Below are 20,577 nucleotides of genomic sequence, written 5' to 3'. Positions count from 1 at the left end.
GTGCTATTTTTAGAAAAATAATTGACTAAATTTACACCTATATCGTAAATAAGAAACCAGAAATGGAAACCAACACCAAGATTGCCATTATAGGTTGTGGAAACCTGGGACTGTCCATCGTAAACGGGTTGCTGGGAAGCAAAGGGTTTGATGGCAAAAACCTAACTGTAACCAAACGGCATCCGGAGAGTCTGTTTTACCTGCAGTCCCAGGGCGTTCGCGTTTTGGCTGATAACAAAGAAGCCGTACGGGACGCCGACTTGGTCATCATGGGCGTAAAGCCGTATAACATTGTGCCCATTTTACAAGAAATCCGACCATTTCTTGTAAAAGAGAAGGTGGTCATTGCCTCTCTCGCCGCTGGAGTTACCATCGCTACCTTAAAAAATGAACTGGATCCCGGTACCACCATTTTTCGCGTGATGCCAAACATCGCCGCAGACATCAAGGAATCCATAACCTGCATTTGTGGGGAAAATTTTAGCCCCGAATCGGAAGACCTGGTAAAAGCCATTTTCAACAGTGTCGGCATCTCCATCACCATTGAGGAGCACCTCATGGAAGCGGCTACCGTTCTGGGCGCATGTGGTACAGCCTTCGTGTTGCGGTTTATGCGAGCGATGACCCAAGGGGGGATTCAAATTGGTTTTGATGCCAAAACGGCCAATAAAATCGTGAATCAAACAGTGAAGGGTGCGGCGGAGCTAATCATCCAGAAAGGCATCCATCCCGAGGCAGCCATAGACAAGGTCACCACCCCAAAGGGATCCACCATCAAGGGTCTTAACGAAATGGAACACCATGGCTTTAGTTCGGCCATGGTACGGGGAGTTGTTGCTTCGTACGAGGATATAAAAAAATAACCCATGAAAAAACTTATTCCCTGGCTAATGGGAACGGCCATTTTACTGGTCATCCTGTACATGGTAGGTCCGAAAGAAAGCGTTCAGGACCTCCGTGGTGCGTATCCTGAGGTGCCGGAAAATTTAACCGCATTGGAGAGCTACGTTCGGAACAAAGAAGATACGGTAGCTGGCCTGAAGCCGGGCAACCGGGCTACCATTGTCTGGGCGGATAGTACCCGGAAGGAGAAAACACCGTATAGCATTCTCTATGTGCATGGCTTTGGTGCCAGCCACATGGAGGGCGATCCGGTACACCGCAAAATTGCCGCACATTTTGGTGCCAACCTGTACCTGAGTCGCCTACCGGAACACGGAATCAGCCGGCCAAATGCCTTCGAATACCTGAGTGCATCCGATCTGATCCGGGGAGCACGGGAAGCGTACATGATCAGCAGGCAGTTGGGCGAAAAAGTAATTGTCCTCGGGACTTCGATGGGGGGAGCCTTGTCCCTGGTTCTGGCCGAAGAGCGTCCGGAAATAGCAGCCGTCTTGCTGTATTCACCCTGCATCGCCATTTACGGAGACCGGTTGGATCCACTTTTTCAGCCCTGGATGAAGCAATTGATGCAACTGACCATGACCGAGTCGGGAATCATGGAAGTACCGCGGGAACCCGAAGAGGGAAAATACTGGGCCGGCCGCCTCCACATCAATGCTTATACCAGCCTTGCCGTATTGGTAAAAAGCAAAATGAATGCCGAGACCTTTGAGAAAGTCCGGCAACCGCTTTTTATGGGCTATTTTTACAAAAATGAAGAAATCCAGGACAGGGTCGTATCGGTACCAGCCATGTTGACCATGTACGAGCAACTGGGCACACCGGAAGCGGACAAACAAAAAATGACCTTTCCCGATGCCGGTGACCACGTAATTACGTCCCCGATCAAAACCGATCAATGGGCGTCCGTGCTCGATGCTTCCATTTCTTTTCTGGAAGAGGTGGTCAACGTACCGGCGCGGGAAATCCCCGTGCCTTCCGGAGAGTAGCCTACCCGTGGCTGGTCAGCAAAAAAAAACGGAACGCCCGCCACACGTAGTTGGCAAACATTCCGTTTTGAATGCTAAAACCCATTTACTGCACCGGCGATCAGCCCAATCACCAAAAGTACCAAAAACAAGTAGAAAATAATTTTAGCGATAGACGCAAGACCCGAAGCAAGTCCGGAAAAGCCCAGTACGGCGGCGATCAATGCTACGACAAGAAATACGATTACCCATGTTAACATAGTTAGAGTGGTTTGGTAGTACGGTTTTAAAATTTACTCTTCGTTTACTACAAAAAGCAAACCAAACTCCGCAACTACCGGATTCAGGTGGTTTAATCCCTGGTTTTCTACCGCTGATTGCTGCCCATTACGGATTCCCAATAAGTATGCCCAGTTCGGCATAACTTGCCGGATTATCGTCCAGTTTATCCAGTGCCCGCAACTGAATGTACCTGCCTGTTACGGTAGGAAAAGTAACCCGTTGCTCGATAGGGCTGTTCACAATGTTACCAAATTCGCCCTCACTCACCTGCGTCCACTGTCGCCCGTCTTCGCTAACTGCGAATGCGTACCGGGTAATCAGGCCGGATAGGTACCTGTTTTGCATGGGGAAATAGGTAAATCCGGTCAATGCATAGCTTTTTCCCAAGTCGATGGAAACACGGTCCGTATCTGTAAAATAGTTTGTCGTCGGGTCTTCGTCGATCAGGTGTTCGGACTGTTCGCCATCACCCAAGACGGTCCAATCTTTTCGGGCAAGTTGCAATGCCTTGAGTGCAACCTCGCTAATTTCTCCAGTCCCCGGATCTTTTGAAAGCACCCGAATCGCTGTTGGATCCAGTACGGGGAAAGGCTCGGTATACCGCTTGCCTTGCTGCGCCGGGTCGGAGCCATCCAGCGTGTACCAGATCTCCAGCCCCTCTTCCGGTGCTTTCAGGCTTACCATGCCGGATTTATCCCGGTTGATGCTGGGAGGAAGCAGTAATTTGGGAGCCAGGTAAAACGCCAGGTGTTGCACCGTGGGGCTTGCTTTTGCATCCGTAATGGCGAAACGAATGGCCGTGGTTTCCGTATCCGGCAGGCGTAAGATCCGCTTAAAGCCCACGGTGGTGCCGGAGGCAAGAGGCGTCCAGCTTCCCTCCTCTGTCCTGATTTCGACATCAAATGCCTTGATTCGTTGCCCCAGCTCAATATTTTCCTGGACGAGAAACCGGTTGAACCGGACCGGGTCGGGAAACTCCAGCTGAATGGTGGCTGCAATGGTTCCTTCCGCTGCCGCCCAATAGTGGCCCTTTTCTTCCAATATGGCCGACACTTCGTATCCCTTTCCCAAAGTGGAAGTAGCCGTAATGCTGGCCTTATCCAGCGGCAGCGGTACAGAAAAGTCCTCCCGAATTTTATGGACCAATTTCATCAGTTGGGCCTGATCATTTTCGTGAATCAAGCCCCTTCTATCAATGGGAAAATTCAGCAAAAGGGAACTATTTCGTCCGATACTGTGGTAGTAAATATCCAGTAACTGTGGCAGGGATTTAACCTTATGGTCTTCATAGGGATGGTAATACCAGCCTGGCCGGATGGAAACATCCGCTTCTGCGGGCACCCAGTGGGTTCCATTTTCCTGGCCGGGAGCGTAGACTTTGGCGTATTCCGGCATACCACCGTACACCGAATCCCGCATCAGATTAGACCAGGTGGTCTCGTAGGCAAAACCGTGCTCGTTACCTACCCAACGTACGTCCGGTCCAGCATCCCCAAAAATGACGGCATTGGGCTGCAATTCACGAATCAAGTCAATGGTGGTAGCCCAGTCGTAGTAGCTTTTTTTGTCCACCCGCCGCTCTTCATTGGCTCCGCCATAGTATCCAGTCCCGCCGTTTGCACCATCAAACCATACTTCAAAAATTTCTCCGTAGTTGGTGAGCAATTCCCGGAGTTGCTGCCGAAAGACATCGATGTACTCCGGCTTTCCATAATCGGGATGATTTCTATCCCAGGGAGAAAGGTACACCCCAAATTTGAGACCTTCCGCCCGAAACGCTTCGGAAACCTCCCGAACGATATCTCCCTTCCCATCCTTCCAGGTGGCGTTTTTTACGGAATGGGAGGTGGTTTCGGTAGGCCAAAGGCAGAACCCGTCGTGGTGTTTGGCCGTTAGGATGATTCCTTTCATACCTGCCTCCCTGCAAATTTTCGCCCACTGCGAGGGGTCAAAATCGGTTGGGTTAAACAAGGCAGGATCCTCGTCGCCCATGCCCCATTCCCGATTGGTAAAGGTGTTCATATTAAAATGGGCAAATGCGTAAAATTCCATATCCTGCCATTCCAGCTGCCGTTCGTGGGGAATGGGCATCACGGGTTCCGGTGGGGTCGCCGAAGGCCCGGAACAGGCACCTGACAATACGAGCGCTAACAGGAGGTAGTACAAGCTAGTTATCCTCGTTTTCTTTTTGGTAATGAGAGGGGATTTTTCCATAATTGGCTTTAAAGTGTTTGGAGAAATATTTGGCATTGTTGTAACCTACCTTGTAGGCGACTTCCGATACGGTAAACCGATTGGTAACCAACAATTGGGCTGCACGCTGCAGGCGAATGGATCGGATGAACTCCAGGGGCGTCTGTCCGGTAAGTGAGTTAATTTTTTTGTACAGGTGCACCCGGCTCATTCCAAGAAGCTTACTAAGTGTCTCTACCGAAAAGTCCGGATTATCAATTTCCTTTTCGACCTGCAGTACGGCGTTTCGTATCAGCCGGTCATCCAGTGATTCCAGCTCGGCTTCGCTTGTTTTCACCGTGATGAGTTTGCGGTAATGTTGCTGCAGCCGTTCCCTTTCCCGTAGTAAGTTGGCCAGTGATGAACGCACGATTTCGAGATTAAAAGGTTTTTCCAGGTAGAGGTTGCAGCCGGATTGCAAGCCAAGCAAATGATCTTCTTCGGCAGTTTTGGCGGTGAGTAAAACTACCGGTACATGGGAAGTCTTAATGGTGGTCTTGATCGCCTGACAAAGAGCCACCCCATCCATTTCCGGCATCAGCACATCGGAAAGAATGATATCCGGGATTTTCCGAAGCGCAATAGCAAGGGCCTCTTTGCCGTTGGCTGCCTGATCGATGATATAAGAATCACGGAGCACCTCCGCAAGGTATTCCCGCAAGTCTGGGTTGTCTTCTACCAATAACAGGCTGGGGCGGTCCTGTTCGGCCTGCCCCGAACCAGAGGAAATCAGCTCTTCCTTTCCAGTATCCATGAAAAATTCCTCCCAGACCAGGTAGCCCTCCCGAAGGATAAGCGGAAGCGAAACAATAATCGCCGCTCCCTGGCCCGGGATGCTCTCGGCCCTGGCACTGCCTCCGTGTAGTTTTGCGTATTCTTGTACCAAAGAAAGCCCGATACCTGTACCCTGGTTTTCGGAAGAACTAAGCGTGACATAACGCTCAAAGATGCGGTCCAGTTGATCCCGAGCAATTCCCGGTCCCGAATCCCGAACGCAAATAGCTGCCCAGCCCCCGGACAAGCTGTGTTGTTTGAAATCCAGGCTTACATTGATTTCTCCTTCTGCTGGCGTAAATTTAAAGGCGTTGGAGAGTAAATTGTACAGGATTCGCTCCATCTTTTCTCCATCAAAAACGGTCGGAATATTCCGTACATTGGAGCTAAAGGTGAGACCAATTTGCCTTTGTATAGCCAAACTCCGAAAAGCGTGAACCTGCTCTTCCAAAAAAGTGACCAAATCTGCTTCTGCCGTTTGCAATTCCAGTTGCTCGTTTTCCACCTTTCGGATTTCCAGGAGTTGGTTGACCAGGGTTAGCAGCTTTCGGGCATTTTTCTGGACAGTTTGCAGCTGAAACCGCACGGGACCATCCGGGGTGTCGGTTACCAGTTTTTCTACCGGTGCCAGAATAAGCGTCAGTGGTGTCCGAAACTCATGGCTCACGTTCGTGAAAAACCTGCTTTTCATCTGGTCCAGTTCAGCCAGACGTTTGTTCTCCTTAATTTCCTCCAGTCGGCTAAGCCGTTGACGTTCCCGGTACACAAACCACTGCCAGGAAGAGGCAATACATATAACTAGCACCAGGCCATACATACCAAATGCCAGGGGTGTTTGCCAGAAAGGAGCCAAAATCTCTATATCAAGGTTGGCCACTTTCGCTCCCCAGGCTCCGTCGATGGAGGAAGCTTTCACCTGTAAGGTGTAATTTCCAGGGTCAAGGTTGGTAAAAGTGACTTCAAAAGGGGAAGTCTCCACAGCAATCCACTCCTTACTGAACCCCTCTAGCCGATACAAAAAGCTGCTTTTTTCCGGGTTTAGGTAATTCAAGGAAGAAAAAGAAACGGAAAAAATATTTTCATGGTGCGTTAGTTGTACCGATCGACTTACGTTCAGGGGTTTGTCCAGCAACACCCGGCCGTTTACCCGTTCGTTCACCGCTACGGTTTGGTTGAACAGGCGAAAATCCGAAAAAACCACCTGTGGCTCGGCGTCAAAAAAAGGAAAGGTTTCAGGATGCAAGTAGGTTATCCCATCCACTCCGCCGAAATATACCCTACCATCGCTGGATAGGTAGGCGGCATTTTTGTTAAAGCTATCACCTTGTAATCCATCCCCACTAGTGAAAAATCGAAACGAGAGGGAAAGAGCTGTAGCACTACGGTCCACTTCGGCCTGAATCAAGCCGTCATTGGAACTCAACCACAGATTCCCTTGCTTATCCGGTACCAGACTTACCAGAAAATCGTTTTTCAACCCGTTGGACTGGTCAAATACATGAAAGGAATCCGCTGTTTCTTCAACATAGAACAAGCCCTGGCCTGTGCTTATCCAAATGATTCCATAGCGATCCCGAAACATGTCCGAAACGTTTGAGTGGCTAAATCCGGATGGATCGGTAGAATTTCCAGGAAAATACCGTTGGTAGCCTTTTTCGGGATGAAAAATGTCAATCCCAAGGCTTCCCCCCACCCAGATATTTCCGGAATTGTCTTCGGTAATGGCAGTGATGTATTGGTTATTCAATGCGATACCCATGTCTTCCGGGCTGCACTGCGTAAAGGTACCCGAGGCTTTGTCGAATAGAAAGAGCCCTTTCCGGAGCGTACCTATCCAAAACCTTCCGGCACTATCTTCAAAAATCTTCCAAATATTGTTATCCTGTAATGCATCCGGCTTGCCTATTTGGGCCTCATAGTGGGTAAAATTTTTTCCATCGTATGCATACAAGCCTCGTTGGTAGGTACCGATCCACAAGGTACCGGACCGGTCGCTGTACAAATCAACCACTACTACATCGGAATCAGGCACGGGTCCTGTATCGTTTGGCCACTGCGATACATCCAAGTAAGTGCCGGATTTGGAATCGTACCGCCACAAGCCTCCACCGTTTGATCCCACTATAAGGCTCCCCGAGGGATCCTCCTCGATCGCATTGACGTCATTTATGGGCAAGGGGTTTTCCGGATCAATATCCCTCCTAAGCAACCCAAATCGATCCAAATTGGGGTGGTATAAGTCTACTCCCCTTTTGTGCGTACCCACCCATACCACTCCGGATGCATCCTTAAACAGAACGTAGACCGCATTGTGGGATAAGGCCAGGCTACTTTCCGGCCTGTTGAGCACATAATGAACGTTGTTACTTTGGGTGTCAATAATATTAATCCCCCCGTGATCCGTACCTACCCAAATTTCTCCTGGGGCATATTCCAATACGGATTTAACCAAGGGATTGTTAAGACGAATCCCCTCGGAATCCTCGCGAATGGCCTGCACCTGCCAGGTTTTACCAGAAATATGAAACAAACCAAGCGGAAAATCCGGACAAAAAACCCAGGCATCCCCCGATTGATCCAGCACCAATTCAAAAATATAGTTCTGAAGAATCTCCGACTCATCGAGTAATGACAGCCTTTTTTTAACCCGTAAATTCGCCCCGGAGAGAATATCAATCCAACCATTTGCGTGAACCAGCCAGAAATTACCTTCCGAATCTTCCTGAATATCCGTGACCAAATTGCTACCTATGGTTCCATCCTCCGATGTTTTGGAAAAAAAATACCGTGCCTCCTGCAAGCTGCTGTCAAGGAGCGTAATGCCCTCGAAGGGGTGCAAAAACCAATACCGTTTTTTGGAATCTTCGAAGACCTTGGTTATCACTGCACTTCTCAGCTGGTACCGGGCGGCAAACTTTTCCATGTCTCGTGCAAAGATTTCCTTGTCCTTTAGGTACACGTTGACAATCCTCTCGGCATCCTTAAACCATAAATTACCCGCCGGTCCCGGGTAGATTTTGCTGATGGAATTACTACTGATCGTACTGGAATCATGCTCATCTGCAAAATACCTGCGCAACCTGGATCCATCAAACCGATTCAGCCCATTGCTGGTGCCCAGCCACATGTAGCCATCCACATCCTGAAAAATAGCCTGTATGTCTCCGCTGGAAAGGCTTTGACCGGTATACAGCTTTTTAAACCGGAACGATAAGGCCTCCTGCGCTTGAAGCGTTGGTAGGCACACCATCACCATACAAATCAACCTAAAAAAAAGGAAGCCTTTTCCCATAGACTACTTCATTTCTTGAACCTTCGTTGCCCGCGACTGGCATTGGGTGACTCCTATGGTTCCCGTAAGCGGTTGGATTTTTTCACACGCACAAACGGGTTTCTAAGGGGCATTTATTTACTAATCAATTCCTCAAAATCATCGCGAATGTAGATCACGTTTCTACCCAGCTCGATCCACTTTTTCTTTTCCAACTGCTTGAGCAACCTGGAGATTACCTCGCGGGAGGTACCCAGCTCCGAAGCTATTTCCTGATGGGTGGTGTGCAATTCATTAGCCTTTGCCTGCTTCATTTTGGTTACAATGTAACGCATCAATCGCTCATCCATTCGCTTAAAAGCTACCGCATCGAGTGTCTCAAGCATTTCCTGAAATCTGGATTGATAGGTGGTGGAGACGTAGTCTTTCCATTGTTTGAATTCGTCCGACCATTGCTCGTGGGTATGCACCGGAACGGCCAAAATGAGGGTATCTTCTTCGGCTACGGCCTTGATTTCACTGGGTTTGGAAGCCGAACAGCAGGTGAGCGACAGGGCGCAGGTTTCGCCGGGCTCCAGGTAATACAGAAACAATTCCCTTCCTTCCTCGTCCATACGTAGCACCTTGATGCTTCCCTCCAAAACGATCGGCACCATTTTCACAAACTGACCGGGTTCCATGATGGTCTTTCCCTTGGGGATTTCCATGACCTTGCCTTCTTTTGCCAGGGCCTCCCGAAGTCGGGAATCGGTGATAAAGGGTAGGTTTGTTTTTAAAACTTCGATATCAATCTTGTCGATCATAGGAACTTATTTAGCGGATGGGTTGGACGCGTCCAACGAAAAGGTATTCACCTCATTAAACTCATATACCAACACAAAAAACAACAAATGAATCATTTGCGAGGGCAGGGCGGACCAATTTTCAATCATTGAAGTACCAAACATAAGCAAAAGCATCAATAAAGCACCGCTGATACCGGCAATTCGCGTCTTCCAGCCCAAAATAAGCGCCAGTCCCAGCATCAACTCCAGAAAGGGCAGCACCAGACTAAAAAGAGTCACCAAAAGTTCGGGCAAATAGGATTCGCTAAAATTGCCTACCATCCCGGCACTGAAGGCAGACAGCTTCGGGATTCTAACCAAACCATGCCCGAGCATACTGATGCCGATTCCCAACCGGATAAAAACAAAGGATACGGGTTTCATCTATTTATAATTGTCTTTAATGGTCAGATGCCTGTCCCGATCACATCGGGAGGATCTCGCATGATTACTAATCATTCTTCCATGTACCGCTTGCGCTATGCATGTCTACCTAAGGAAGGATCGATTTCATCTGTTTATATTTTTTTTCAGCGGTCAGATGGAATCTCGCATGATTGATAATCATCCCACTGTGTGACGTTTTCGTCATGCTCGATTTCATGTGTTTAAAACTGTCTTTTAGTGGTCACATGGAATCTGTTAATACTCTTTTTTTTAGGCCATAGGCCTGTCATAACCTTCAGAAGAACCCTGCCTACCGGCACGCAGGTCGCATGTCTCTCCTCCCGACGCTTATCGGCGAGGGGATGTTATCGGGATATTACCTCGCGAGGCGTATTTGTCAGGAATTTCCGCCTCAGACAAGCACTATTTCAGTTTTTTATCGGTTAAAATTAATCGTTCCCGCCGTTCCCACCAAGTGTTTGCCTGCCAATATGTCTCCTTTCTATTTTTTTTCTGCTTTTTGGATGTTTTTAATCCCTGCTAGCAGGGCATCGGCATTAAATGAAATGCTATCGATCCCCAACCCGACGAGAAAACCGGCAAACTCCGGGTAATCACTGGGAGCTTGTCCACATAATCCGATCTTTTTTCCCTTTTTCTTAATGGCCCGGATGACCTTTGTTAACATCTCTTTTACGGCAGGGTTATTTTCATCAAACAATCCGCTCACCATGGCCGAATCCCGGTCCACCCCGAGCACTAGCTGAGTCAGGTCGTTGGACCCGATGGAAAACCCGTCAAATAAGTCGGCAAAAGACTCCGCAAGGATGACATTGCTAGGGATTTCCACCATCATGTAGATTTCCAGTTTGTTTTTTTTCCGTTCCAGACCAAACGACTGCATGCATTCCAGGACACGCACGCCCTCATCCACCGTCCGGCAAAAGGGGACCATGAGTTTCACATTATCCAAGCCCATCTCTTCCCGAACACGTTTCATAGCCTTGCATTCCAGGCCGAATCCCTCCCGATACAGCTCGTGGGAATACCTGGATGCACCCCGAAATCCCAACATGGGATTTTCCTCCTCGGGTTCGAAGTACTTGCCGCCGATCAATTCCCGGTATTCGTTGGATTTGAAATCGCTCATGCGTACAATCACTTCCTTGGGGTAAAAGGCGGCGGCTACCATGCCCACGGAAGCTGCCAATTTTTCCACAAAGTACTGCTGTTTGTCCGCATAATCCATTGTCATGGCCTGTATGGCTTTCTTTTCGTGACTTTCCACCATCTCGTCGAACTTCACCAGTGCCATCGGATGGATCCGAATGGCTGTGGAAATGATAAATTCCATGCGTAGCAGCCCCACTCCCTGTTGGGGATACATGGCCAGCTGGAAGGCCCTTCCCGGGTCTGCAAGAATCAGCATGGCCGCGGTCTTTGTCGTCCGGAGCCCTTTCAGTGACACCTCCTTTTCCTCCCAATCCAACTTTCCCTCAAATACGCTACCCCGATCTCCATCAGCGCAAGACACGGTCACCAACTGCCCGTCCTGCAGTTTTTGCGTGGCATTGCCCGTTCCTACCACGGCGTGAATGCCCAATTCCCTGGCCACAATGGACGCGTGGCTGGTTCTACCACCCTTGTTCGTAACTATACAAACGGCTTTTTTCAGCAATGCATTCCAGTCAGGATTCGTACTGTCCGCCACGATAATATCCCCCATTTTAACTTTAGGACCATCTGCAAGGGAATTGACGATGACTACCTTGCCACTTGCAATGGCCTTACCGACGGCTTTTCCCTGGCAAATCGGTTTCGTTTCAGGCTGTAGGTGATAGGTCTTTAATGTCAGCGGCTGTTGTTGGTGCACCGTCTCCGGGCGGGCCTGAACAATAGTCAACTCCCCTGTTTTCCCATCTTTGGCCCATTCAATGTCCATGGGACGCTGGTACATTTTTTCGATTTCCAGACACCATTTACCCAATTGTACGACCTCCGTTTCGCTCAGGGAAAATTCCTTTTGTTCCCTACCGGAGGTCGGGATTTTTTTTACAGGATTTTTCCGGTCCTTAGTGTAGACCATTTTGTGTTCCTTTTCCCCGAGTTTCTTTTCCAATAACGGCTGTGGTAATCCTTTTTCAAGCGCAGGTTTGAACAGGTAAAACTCATCCGGGTTTACAGCTCCCTGAACGACCAGTTCACCCAGGCCCCAGGCGGAGGTAAGGTAGACCACCTTGTCAAAACCCGATTCGGGGTCCAAGGTAAACGCGACTCCCGCGCTGCCTTTGTCGGATCGGACCATGTATTGCACCCCCACAGAAAGGGCTACTTCCAGGTGATCAAACCCCTTATCCAACCGGTATTTTATGGCTCGATCGTTGAAAAGAGAAGCATAGCAATTCCGGATCGAAGCCAACAATGCGGAAGAACCCCTGATATTCAAAAAACTATCGTGCTGTCCGGCAAAACTGGCCGTGGGAAGATCTTCCGCAGTGGCACTACTTCGGACCGCTACGGCCTTCTTTTCACCCAGCTGCTGATAGAATTTCACCACTTCTTCCTGCACGGAATCCGGTATTTCTGCCGACAAAATCAACTTTCGACAGCTGCTTCCTACCTTATCTAAATTTTTCAGCGTTTTCGTGTCAAGGGAGTCCAGACTCTTTTTCAGCGGTTCGAGTAAGTCTGAAGCTTCGATATACTCCCTGTACGCGGCAGCGGTCACCGCAAATCCGCCAGGCACCTGTATTCCCAGCGGCGTCATTTTTCGAATCATTTCTCCCAGGGAAGCATTTTTTCCTCCCACACGCGAAAGGTCCGTGTGCCGGATTTGCTCAAATGGAATACAATATTTGGTCATTTTAGGGCTAATTTGTTTACAAAGAGTAAGTTACCCAATTTTAGCAATCAACATCATGACCTCGCTCATGTTCAAAAAGAAAAATACAACCCATCCATGCAAACACTGCCCCACCCTTTTCTTCACTCAGAGACCAAGAGTTTGGCGTAGTCCAATTTGTAAAGATTTTAGAACCCCCTATCTGTTGTAAAAAACGTTAAAAAAAACCCGAACCTTGGGTCCGGGTTTTCTTTTCGTTTAGGGATGTGTCTCCAACAATTAATACCGGTAGTAATCCGGTTTGTAAGGTCCCTGTTGGTTGACACCGATGTACGACGCCTGATCGGGCGACAGTTCATCCAGTTCCACACCGAGTTTTTTCAGGTGCAAGGCTGCTACCTTCTCGTCCAGGTGCTTGGGAAGCATGTACACACCCGCTTCGTACTGATCGGTATTGTTCCACAATTCCATCTGGGCAAGGGTCTGATTGGTAAAGGAGTTGGACATCACAAACGAAGGATGTCCCGTAGCACAACCCAGATTCACCAACCGGCCTTCCGCAAGCAGGATGATGTCTTTGCCATCCAAATGGTACAGGTCCACCTGCGGTTTGATTTCGTCTTTGGTATGTCCGTACTGTTCGTTCAGCCAGGCCATGTCAATTTCGTTGTCGAAGTGGCCAATATTGCAAACAATGGCTTTGTCTTTCATCGCGCGAAAATGTGCCTCACCGATGATGTCTTTGTTGCCGGTTGCCGTAACCACAATATCCGCTTCCTTTACGGCATCCATCATTTTTTTCACCTCAAATCCATCCATTGCTGCCTGTAGGGCACAAATGGGATCGATTTCGGAAACAATGACCCGGGCTCCGGCACCCCTGAGGGATGCAGCAGAACCCTTGCCTACATCACCATAACCAGCTACGGCAGCCACTTTACCCGCCATCATAATATCGGTAGCCCGGCGGATTGCATCGACCAGCGATTCCTTACATCCGTACTTGTTATCAAATTTTGATTTGGTGACCGAATCGTTGACATTGATCGCGGGAATGGTAAGGGTACCGTTTTTCATTCGCTCGTAGAGTCGGTGAACACCCGTGGTGGTCTCTTCCGACAGTCCCTTGATACCGGAAACCAATTCCGGATACTGGTCCAACACCATGTTCGTCAAGTCTCCTCCATCGTCGAGAATCATGTTTAGCGGCTTGCGCTCCTCTCCGAAGAAAAGTGTTTGCTCGATGCACCAATCGAACTCTTCAGCGGTCAACCCTTTCCAGGCGTACACGCTGATACCAGCTGCAGCCACCGCAGCAGCGGCATGGTCTTGTGTAGAGAAAATATTACAAGACGACCAGGTCACCTCTGCCCCCAGGGCCACTAGCGTTTCGATCAGCACTGCGGTTTGGATGGTCATGTGCAAACAGCCCGCAATCCGGGCGCCCTTTAGCGGTTGGGAGGCACCGTACTCTTCTCGCAGGGCCATTAGACCCGGCATTTCACTCTCCGCAAGACGGATTTCTTTTCTTCCGTATGCGGCCAATGAAATATCTTTCACCTTATATTGAATATATTTCTGTGATTTGGTTGTTGACATGTTAACGAAGCTATGGTTTAAATTAATTTTTGACAAATTTAGGAATTCACGGACACAAAAGAAAATGCTGAACTAAACGAATGCTATTTGTTTCAGGTCATAACAGGCTACACTACCGTTTTGTTTGCGTACTTGTAGCCGGCCGTCTTCGCCCACGCCGGTAATCTTTCCGGTAAATAGCTCCCCGTCGTTGTAGGTAGCCCAGCTTCCAAACCGGTACAACTGTCCAAGGTATTCGTTATGGATGGCCTCCCATTTGCCGGCCTTCAGCCGAAGGTAATAATCCTCCACCGATTGTAGAACGGCCGACAGCACCTCATCCAGCGAAAACGTGTTACCAGAAATCCCCGCCAGGGAGACCGCCTGCGGTACCGGAAACTCCAGCTGATTCACATTGATGCCGATTCCTGCCACCTGAAGCACCAGCTGCTTTCCCCTCACACTATTTTCCAGGAGCATGCCACCCACCTTTTTTCCCCCTTCGTACAGAAAATCGTTGGGCCACTTGATGGAAAGACCCGATACAAATTCTGACAACCCCTTGTGAACCCCAAGGGCAACGGCCATGTTCAACACAAACTGCTGGTTTACAGCAATAAATTCAGGCCTGAGTACGATGGAAAAGGTGAGATTCAATCCAGGGGCCGCGTACCACTGCCTGCCTCGTTGTCCTTTGCCTCGGGTCTGGTTTAGGGCTAGCACAACCGTTCCCTCTGCGGCCTTCCCGGAACGAACCAATGAAAGGGCCGTTTCGTTAGTAGAATGACAGTCTGTCAGTATTTGCAAATCTTTTCCTAAAAAAACCGTATTGGCAAGGATTTTATGCATTTATAATTAGTTATTTTATTCGATAATCTGGATATTTAAAATCAGGTTAAATGTAGGAATAAAATAAATTTTAACTAAAAAACCACAGAAAAAAGCACCTATGACGGCAGAGGAGTTGAGCAAAGTGATCGTGACCGGGATGGAAGACAAAAAAGCATCCGATATTGTAGTAATGGATTTGCGGGACATCACGAGTACGATGACCGATTTTTTTGTGATTTGTTCGGGCTCCTCTGACACGCAGGTAGAGGGTATCTCCAACGCCGTGGAAGAAACCGTCTTCAATCGAAGCAACGAACGTCCCTGGCGGAGCGAGGGAAAAACAAACCGGCAATGGGTACTGATGGATTACGTTAATGTGGTGGTTCACATATTCTTAAAAGAAAAAAGAGAATTTTATCAGTTAGAAGAGCTTTGGGGAGATGCCAAGGTCACCAAAATAAACAGTCACTAAATCAACTGGATTTAAACTTTCATTTTTTAATTTCGTTGTACAAAAAGTTTATAGAAATAAAAAAATCAACATGAGTGATAAAAATAAATCGAAAAAATTTGTTCCAAAACCACCTCAGAAACCTAATTTTCAAATTTGGTTGATCATAACCGCGGTTATTGTCCTGATCGGTGTCACTTGGTTCAACCAAAATTCAGCTACGGTAGAAATCACGATGAAACGGTTTGAGGATATGGTGCTAAGCAGCGATGTCCGGAAGGTTACGGTGATTTACAATCAAAATTACGTAGAGGTCTCCCTTCGGGAAGAGGCACTCGAAAACCAACGGTACAAAGACGAATTGGAAGCCCAAAACCGATTTTACAATCCAACAGGACCTCACTACCGAATCAACATCGCGTCCGTAGACAATTTTATTGAAAATTATACCCGCCTGGAAGAGCAACTCCCCGAGGAAGAACGCATCGGCTATTCGGCCAAAGAACAGGAAAGTTGGGGAAATTGGATCTCGAGTTTCGGCTTTCTGATTTTGATATTTTTCCTTTTTTGGATGATGATGCGTCGCATGTCAGGGCCAAGCGGTCCGGGAGGTCAAATATTCAATGTGGGCAAATCCAAAGCCCAATTGTTTGATGCAGAGAACAAGGTCAAAATTACATTTGACAACGTGGCAGGCCTGGATGAGGCGAAAGAAGAAGTGGAAGAGATCGTCGAATTTCTTAAAAACCCCGGGAAATTCACCAAACTTGGTGGCAAAATACCCAAGGGTGCGCTATTGATTGGCCCTCCCGGTACCGGTAAAACCCTGCTAGCCAAGGCAGTGGCCGGTGAAGCAGGGGTACCTTTCTTTACCCTATCCGGGTCAGATTTTGTGGAAATGTTCGTCGGTGTGGGAGCTGCCCGTGTACGGGACCTCTTCAAACAGGCCAAAGAAAAAGCACCTTGCATCATCTTTATTGATGAAATAGACGCCATTGGACGCTCACGGGGAAAAGGGCAAATGCCTGGTTCCAATGACGAGCGCGAAAATACGCTGAACTCGCTCCTTGTGGAGATGGATGGATTTGGCACCGACTCCGGAGTAATCGTGTTGGCGGCAACAAACCGACCGGACGTACTGGATAGCGCGCTCTTACGCGCTGGTAGATTTGACCGTCAAATCAGTATTGACAAGCCGGACATTGTGGGAAGGGAGGCCATCTTTAAGGTCCATTTGGAGCCAATCAAGACGTCGGATGACGTAGAACCCAAAAAACTCGCGGCTCAAACTCCCGGTTTTGCCGGAGCAGAAATAGCCAATGTCTGCAATGAAGCTGCCTTGATTGCTGCAAGACGAAATAAAAACGCGGTAGACATGCAGGACTTTCAGGATGCCGTCGACCGGGTCATTGGTGGTTTGGAAAAGAAAAATAAAATCATCTCTCCGGAGGAGAAAAAAATCGTTGCCTACCACGAGGCCGGTCATGCCGTAGCCGGTTGGTTTCTGGAGCATGCCGATCCCTTGGTGAAGGTGAGTATCGTACCAAGAGGTATAGCCGCCTTGGGCTATGCACAATACCTTCCCAAGGAACAATTTCTCTACCAAACCGAGCAATTGATCGACGAGATGTGTATGGCCCTTGGAGGACGAGCCGCAGAACAGATTATTTTCGGTAAAATCTCTACAGGAGCATTGAGTGATTTGGAACGCATCACCAAGATGGCGTATTCGATTGTTTCCATATACGGGATGAATGAAAAAATTGGGAACGTATCCTTTTACGATAGCAAGGGGAGCGAATACAAATTTGATAAACCGTATTCGGAAAGCACTGCACAAACCATTGACGAGGAAGTTCGAAAGTTAATCGAGTTTTCCTACGGCAAAACCATTACCTTACTGAACGACAGAAGGAACGAACTCGAGATAATTGCCAAGGAGTTATTGGAAAAGGAGATCCTTTTTCAATCCGATTTGGAAAGCCTTATAGGAAAAAGACCTTTTGACAAAGAGACCACCTATGAGAAATTCACCAAAGTCGTAGACGGCAAAAAGATCGAAGCTGAAGTCAAAAACGATGCGGAAGCCACCGGAGAGCCGGAGGAATCCAAAGAAGACGTAGTAGAAAACAAGGACTGATACCCGACCTCGACGATGACCCCAGTTCCAGAGCAAAAGCGGCAAAACCCGCTATTGCTCTGGAATTGCTTTTGGAGGCAACACGGACCCCATGCCCTACGGTCAGCGGCAAAATTGCCTGGCACAGGAGGCTTTCCAGGCGCTATTGCTCTTTTTTTAGGCGATTGTTTTTAACTTGCGATGGGGTTGGCCGGTTCAGCCCCTTTCCCTTACCAATGGAAGCCTCGTGTGTACGATGGTGCAATAACTAGTACTCCAGATATGTCATCCTTCGGAAACGATACGCATGTTACACCAAAAATGAAAATTCGGTTATTGGATCACCAAAAAGTCTATTTTGTCTCAGACTTTCATCTGGGAACACCCGATGCGGAATCCAGCAGAAAAAGGGAGAAGAAAATCATTAACTGGCTAAGTGACATCGAAAAGGATGCGGCTGCGGTTTTCTTTGTAGGAGATATATTTGACTTTTGGTTTGAATACGACAAAGTCATACCCAAGGGATTCGTGCGATTTATCTCCAAGATTACTGCCATGAGAGAAAAGGGCATTCCTTTATTCTTCTTTACCGGAAACCACGACTTGTGGATGAAAGACTATTTCACCAGTGAGCTGGATATTCCGGTATTTCACCATCCCCAGGAAATGGAAATTAATCAGAAGAAATTCCTGGTCGGCCATGGAGACGGACTGGGGCCAGGGGACCGCAAATACAAGATACTCAAACGATTTTTCACGAGCAAAACCTGCCAATGGCTATTTAAATGGATTCACCCCGATATTGGCATGGCCATTGCTCATCGCTGGTCCCAAAACAGTCGCTTAACGAACGATCAAAAAAACGAAGGGGAATTCAAAGGAAAGGAGAACGAGTGGTTGTACCAATATTGCCTGGAGATTGAAAAGAAAATGCACTTTGACTATTACGTTTTTGGGCACCGGCACCTTCCACTAAACCTTTCGGTTTCCAGCGAAGCCACCTATTTTAATCTTGGTGAATGGGTACATCAGTGCCATTATGGCGAATTCGATGGATGGGCCTTCCAACTCAAATCCTACAACGGATATGCCATCAAATCCGATTAGCAGCCTGCTATTCTTTTCCTTTCTCCTCGCCGCCCTTCCAGGATTGGCTCAGGATATACAGCTGTCCGGAGAACGATGGCAATTGGACCTGAGCGAGGCCTCCCGAATTTCCGTAGACCGAAACGGTGCGATCTTTGTCAGCGACCGAAGCGGCTATTTGCGTCAGTTTGACGCAGGGGGAGATTCGCTAAACATCTATGCACCGGCTATCAGCACGGAACTGAATCAGTTAGAGGCATACTGGACGGTAAATCTGTTTCTTTTTTCTGCGGGTCAGCAGGTAATCGAAATCCTGGATCGCTTCCTGAACCCACTCAGCAGAAACTCAATGGCGGATTTGGGCTTTGGGGGCTATATTAGTCAGGCCACGCTGGGTAACAACCATGGCCTCTGGCTATACGACGAAACAGACCTGAGCCTGAAAAAAATTGATTTTTCCACGGGGCAACTGTTGCAGGAACAACCCCTAAACATCCTGCTACCGAACAGTAGCCTGCAGGTGCTGCAGTTGCTGGAACGGAAAAACATCCTATTTCTACAAATAGTCGATGAAGGCATGTACCTTTTTGACAATCAGGCAAACCTAATCAAAAAACTTCCGCTAGCGGGGAGTATTCCCGCCTTTGTGGACAACGAACACACCTACCATCTGGAAACCCAGCGATTGGTAAGAACCAATTTTCTGAACGGGGACCGCAGCAGTCTTGCCCTACCGGCACTACCCCCAATCATCGGTTTGGCATTGACCAAAAACCAAATTCTATTGTTGACTTCATCCAAGCTCTACGCCTATGACCGCCCGGATAACTATTGATGGGAAAGCCCATGTCACCGTACCACTTACATAAAACCAAACAATTTGATTCCTTTCGGAGTATTGTATTCCGATATAAATTATAATTTTGTTAATTAATAGTAATTATAGGTGAAAAATTAAAATTTTTCAATTCGATTTTTGCAATTTGCACATCAATGGATGAAGATACGCATACCCACAGACTCCTATTTCCGGTCATTCTCCTGATGGCCTTTTTTTATGCAGGCAGCCTATTGGTTCGGGCACAAAATGTCGGACGGCCAGTTGAGACATCCATTTCTTTTCCAAAAGACCTGAGTACTCCCATTGTTAATTTTGACCTTCAGTCGCTGGGAAATAAAAAATTTAAATTGGTTTTGGAAAAACCCAATAACCAACTCACCGATGTAAAAATATACGACATACTGGGTAACCTTATCTTGCACGACCGACTCCGGCCAGCGGACGGAAAGCAAAAAAATTACGATTTCACCCATTTAAACAGCAAGATCTTTGTAGTAGAGGTAGGCAATGCCAAATACAACAAAACAAAAAGCATCTATGCCAATCCGCAGGGAAACCTAGAAAAAAGCTCGGCATTGGATAAATAAGTAAAGGGAGACCCTTGCAGCGCATGGTCTCCCCCCTTTCCTTTACCTAATGCATACCTTACGATACTTCGACAAGTTTGATATCAAATACCAGGTCCTGCCCTGCCAGGGGATGGTTGGCATCCAGGGTGATTTTAGCCTCGTCAACGTGAACCACCTTTACGGGGGTTGGTTGTCCCTGCTGGTTTTGGATGGAAAGATCCATTCCTACTTCCGGTTTGATATCCGCAGGAACCTGTTCGATGGGTACGTCTAACATCATGTCCTCTCGTTTTTGGCCATAAGCCTCGTCGGCAGGAATGGTCACACTCTTATCGTCTCCTACCTGCATACCCTGAACGGCCACGTCAAATCCCTTGATCATTTTCCCGTCTCCCAAAATAAATTCCAACGGCTCCCTATCCTGGGAGGAGTCAAATATTGTTCCGTCCTTTAGTTTTCCTGTGTAGTGTACCTTTACGGTATTTCCTTTAGTTGCTACAGACATATGTATGTATTTTTTTGTTTAAATAGCAAAGATAGCACTTTTATCAAGGGAATAAAAAGCAAAGGAATATCAATCCCTACTTGTTCATTTTCGTACCAATTATGTCCAATTACG

General features: G+C 47.9%; 16 protein-coding genes. 7 read left to right on the top strand and 9 right to left on the bottom strand.

Going from position 1 to position 20,577, the window contains the following annotated elements:
* Nucleotides 1-62: 62 nt before the first annotated feature.
* Together proC and BMW71_RS01050 are read left to right on the top strand one after the other, a co-directional pair.
* Nucleotides 63-863: a pyrroline-5-carboxylate reductase gene (gene proC, locus BMW71_RS01055; RefSeq protein ID WP_092168264.1), complete on the top strand. Its 801-nt coding sequence runs from the start codon at nucleotides 63-65 to the stop codon at nucleotides 861-863.
* 3 nt (nucleotides 864-866) lie between these two features.
* Nucleotides 867-1,892, top strand: coding sequence for an alpha/beta hydrolase (locus BMW71_RS01050; RefSeq protein WP_092168261.1), 1,026 nt, complete (start codon nucleotides 867-869; stop codon nucleotides 1,890-1,892).
* Nucleotides 1,893-1,966: 74 nt separating this feature from the next.
* On the opposite strand, the gene BMW71_RS01045 is transcribed toward BMW71_RS01050, so the two are convergent.
* From BMW71_RS01045 to BMW71_RS01010, 8 genes are all read right to left on the bottom strand, one after another.
* Nucleotides 1,967-2,131 (bottom strand): DUF1328 domain-containing protein, encoded by a 165-nt coding sequence (locus tag BMW71_RS01045; RefSeq protein WP_092168258.1) that lies wholly within the window; start codon nucleotides 2,129-2,131, stop codon nucleotides 1,967-1,969.
* Nucleotides 2,132-2,258: 127 nt separating this feature from the next.
* A complete protein-coding gene (locus BMW71_RS01040) occupies nucleotides 2,259-4,367 on the bottom strand; it encodes an alpha-L-fucosidase (RefSeq protein ID WP_092168255.1) in 2,109 nt (702 codons plus the stop codon).
* Nucleotides 4,321-8,451: a hybrid sensor histidine kinase/response regulator transcription factor gene (locus tag BMW71_RS01035; protein ID WP_092168252.1), complete on the bottom strand. Its 4,131-nt coding sequence runs from the start codon at nucleotides 8,449-8,451 to the stop codon at nucleotides 4,321-4,323. The genes BMW71_RS01040 and BMW71_RS01035 overlap by 47 nt, the downstream gene beginning before the upstream one ends.
* Nucleotides 8,452-8,564: 113 nt before the next feature.
* Nucleotides 8,565-9,221, bottom strand: a complete 657-nt coding sequence (locus BMW71_RS01030; protein WP_092170113.1) for a Crp/Fnr family transcriptional regulator — start codon at nucleotides 9,219-9,221, stop codon at nucleotides 8,565-8,567.
* Between the two features lie 18 nt (nucleotides 9,222-9,239).
* Complete coding sequence (locus BMW71_RS01025) at nucleotides 9,240-9,638, bottom strand: DoxX family protein (RefSeq protein ID WP_092168249.1); 399 nt, start codon at nucleotides 9,636-9,638, stop codon at nucleotides 9,240-9,242.
* Between the two features lie 505 nt (nucleotides 9,639-10,143).
* Nucleotides 10,144-12,504, bottom strand: a complete 2,361-nt coding sequence (gene ppsA / locus BMW71_RS01020) for a phosphoenolpyruvate synthase (RefSeq protein WP_092168246.1) — start codon at nucleotides 12,502-12,504, stop codon at nucleotides 10,144-10,146.
* A 258-nt stretch (nucleotides 12,505-12,762) separates the two neighbouring features.
* The gene (ahcY, locus tag BMW71_RS01015; protein WP_092168243.1) at nucleotides 12,763-14,082 is read right to left on the bottom strand and encodes an adenosylhomocysteinase; all 1,320 of its coding nucleotides are present in this window, start codon (nucleotides 14,080-14,082) and stop codon (nucleotides 12,763-12,765) included.
* A 72-nt stretch (nucleotides 14,083-14,154) separates the two neighbouring features.
* Nucleotides 14,155-14,910 carry a biotin--[acetyl-CoA-carboxylase] ligase gene (locus BMW71_RS01010; protein WP_092168240.1) on the bottom strand — a complete coding sequence of 252 codons (756 nt, stop codon included), beginning with the start codon at nucleotides 14,908-14,910 and terminating at the stop codon, nucleotides 14,155-14,157.
* 100 nt (nucleotides 14,911-15,010) lie between these two features.
* Here BMW71_RS01010 and rsfS point away from each other — a divergent pair, with 100 nt between their 5' ends.
* The 5 genes from rsfS to BMW71_RS00985 all read left to right on the top strand — a co-directional run bounded on the left by rsfS (nucleotide 15,011) and on the right by BMW71_RS00985 (nucleotide 19,976).
* On the top strand, nucleotides 15,011-15,364 hold the full coding sequence (gene rsfS, locus BMW71_RS01005) for a ribosome silencing factor (RefSeq protein WP_092168237.1): 354 nt from the start codon (nucleotides 15,011-15,013) through the stop codon (nucleotides 15,362-15,364).
* 70 nt (nucleotides 15,365-15,434) lie between these two features.
* Nucleotides 15,435-17,483: an ATP-dependent zinc metalloprotease FtsH gene (ftsH, locus tag BMW71_RS01000; RefSeq protein ID WP_092168234.1), complete on the top strand. Its 2,049-nt coding sequence runs from the start codon at nucleotides 15,435-15,437 to the stop codon at nucleotides 17,481-17,483.
* A 300-nt stretch (nucleotides 17,484-17,783) separates the two neighbouring features.
* Complete coding sequence (locus tag BMW71_RS00995) at nucleotides 17,784-18,569, top strand: UDP-2,3-diacylglucosamine diphosphatase (protein WP_092168231.1); 786 nt, start codon at nucleotides 17,784-17,786, stop codon at nucleotides 18,567-18,569.
* On the top strand, nucleotides 18,550-19,383 hold the full coding sequence (locus tag BMW71_RS00990; RefSeq protein WP_143057517.1) for a hypothetical protein: 834 nt from the start codon (nucleotides 18,550-18,552) through the stop codon (nucleotides 19,381-19,383). Before BMW71_RS00995 ends, BMW71_RS00990 begins: the two co-directional genes overlap by 20 nt.
* 158 nt (nucleotides 19,384-19,541) lie before the next feature.
* A complete protein-coding gene (locus tag BMW71_RS00985; protein ID WP_092168225.1) occupies nucleotides 19,542-19,976 on the top strand; it encodes a T9SS type A sorting domain-containing protein in 435 nt (144 codons plus the stop codon).
* 58 nt (nucleotides 19,977-20,034) lie between these two features.
* On the opposite strand, the gene BMW71_RS00980 is transcribed toward BMW71_RS00985, so the two are convergent.
* Nucleotides 20,035-20,463, bottom strand: coding sequence for an FKBP-type peptidyl-prolyl cis-trans isomerase (locus BMW71_RS00980; RefSeq protein ID WP_092168220.1), 429 nt, complete (start codon nucleotides 20,461-20,463; stop codon nucleotides 20,035-20,037).
* Between the last annotated feature and the right edge of the window lie 114 nt (nucleotides 20,464-20,577).

The sequence above is a fragment of the Cyclobacterium xiamenense genome (assembly GCF_900109255.1).
GTDB lineage: Bacteria > Bacteroidota > Bacteroidia > Cytophagales > Cyclobacteriaceae > Cyclobacterium > Cyclobacterium xiamenense.
Note: the sequence above shows the minus strand (reverse complement) of the source record. Positions and strands in the feature narration are given on the sequence as shown.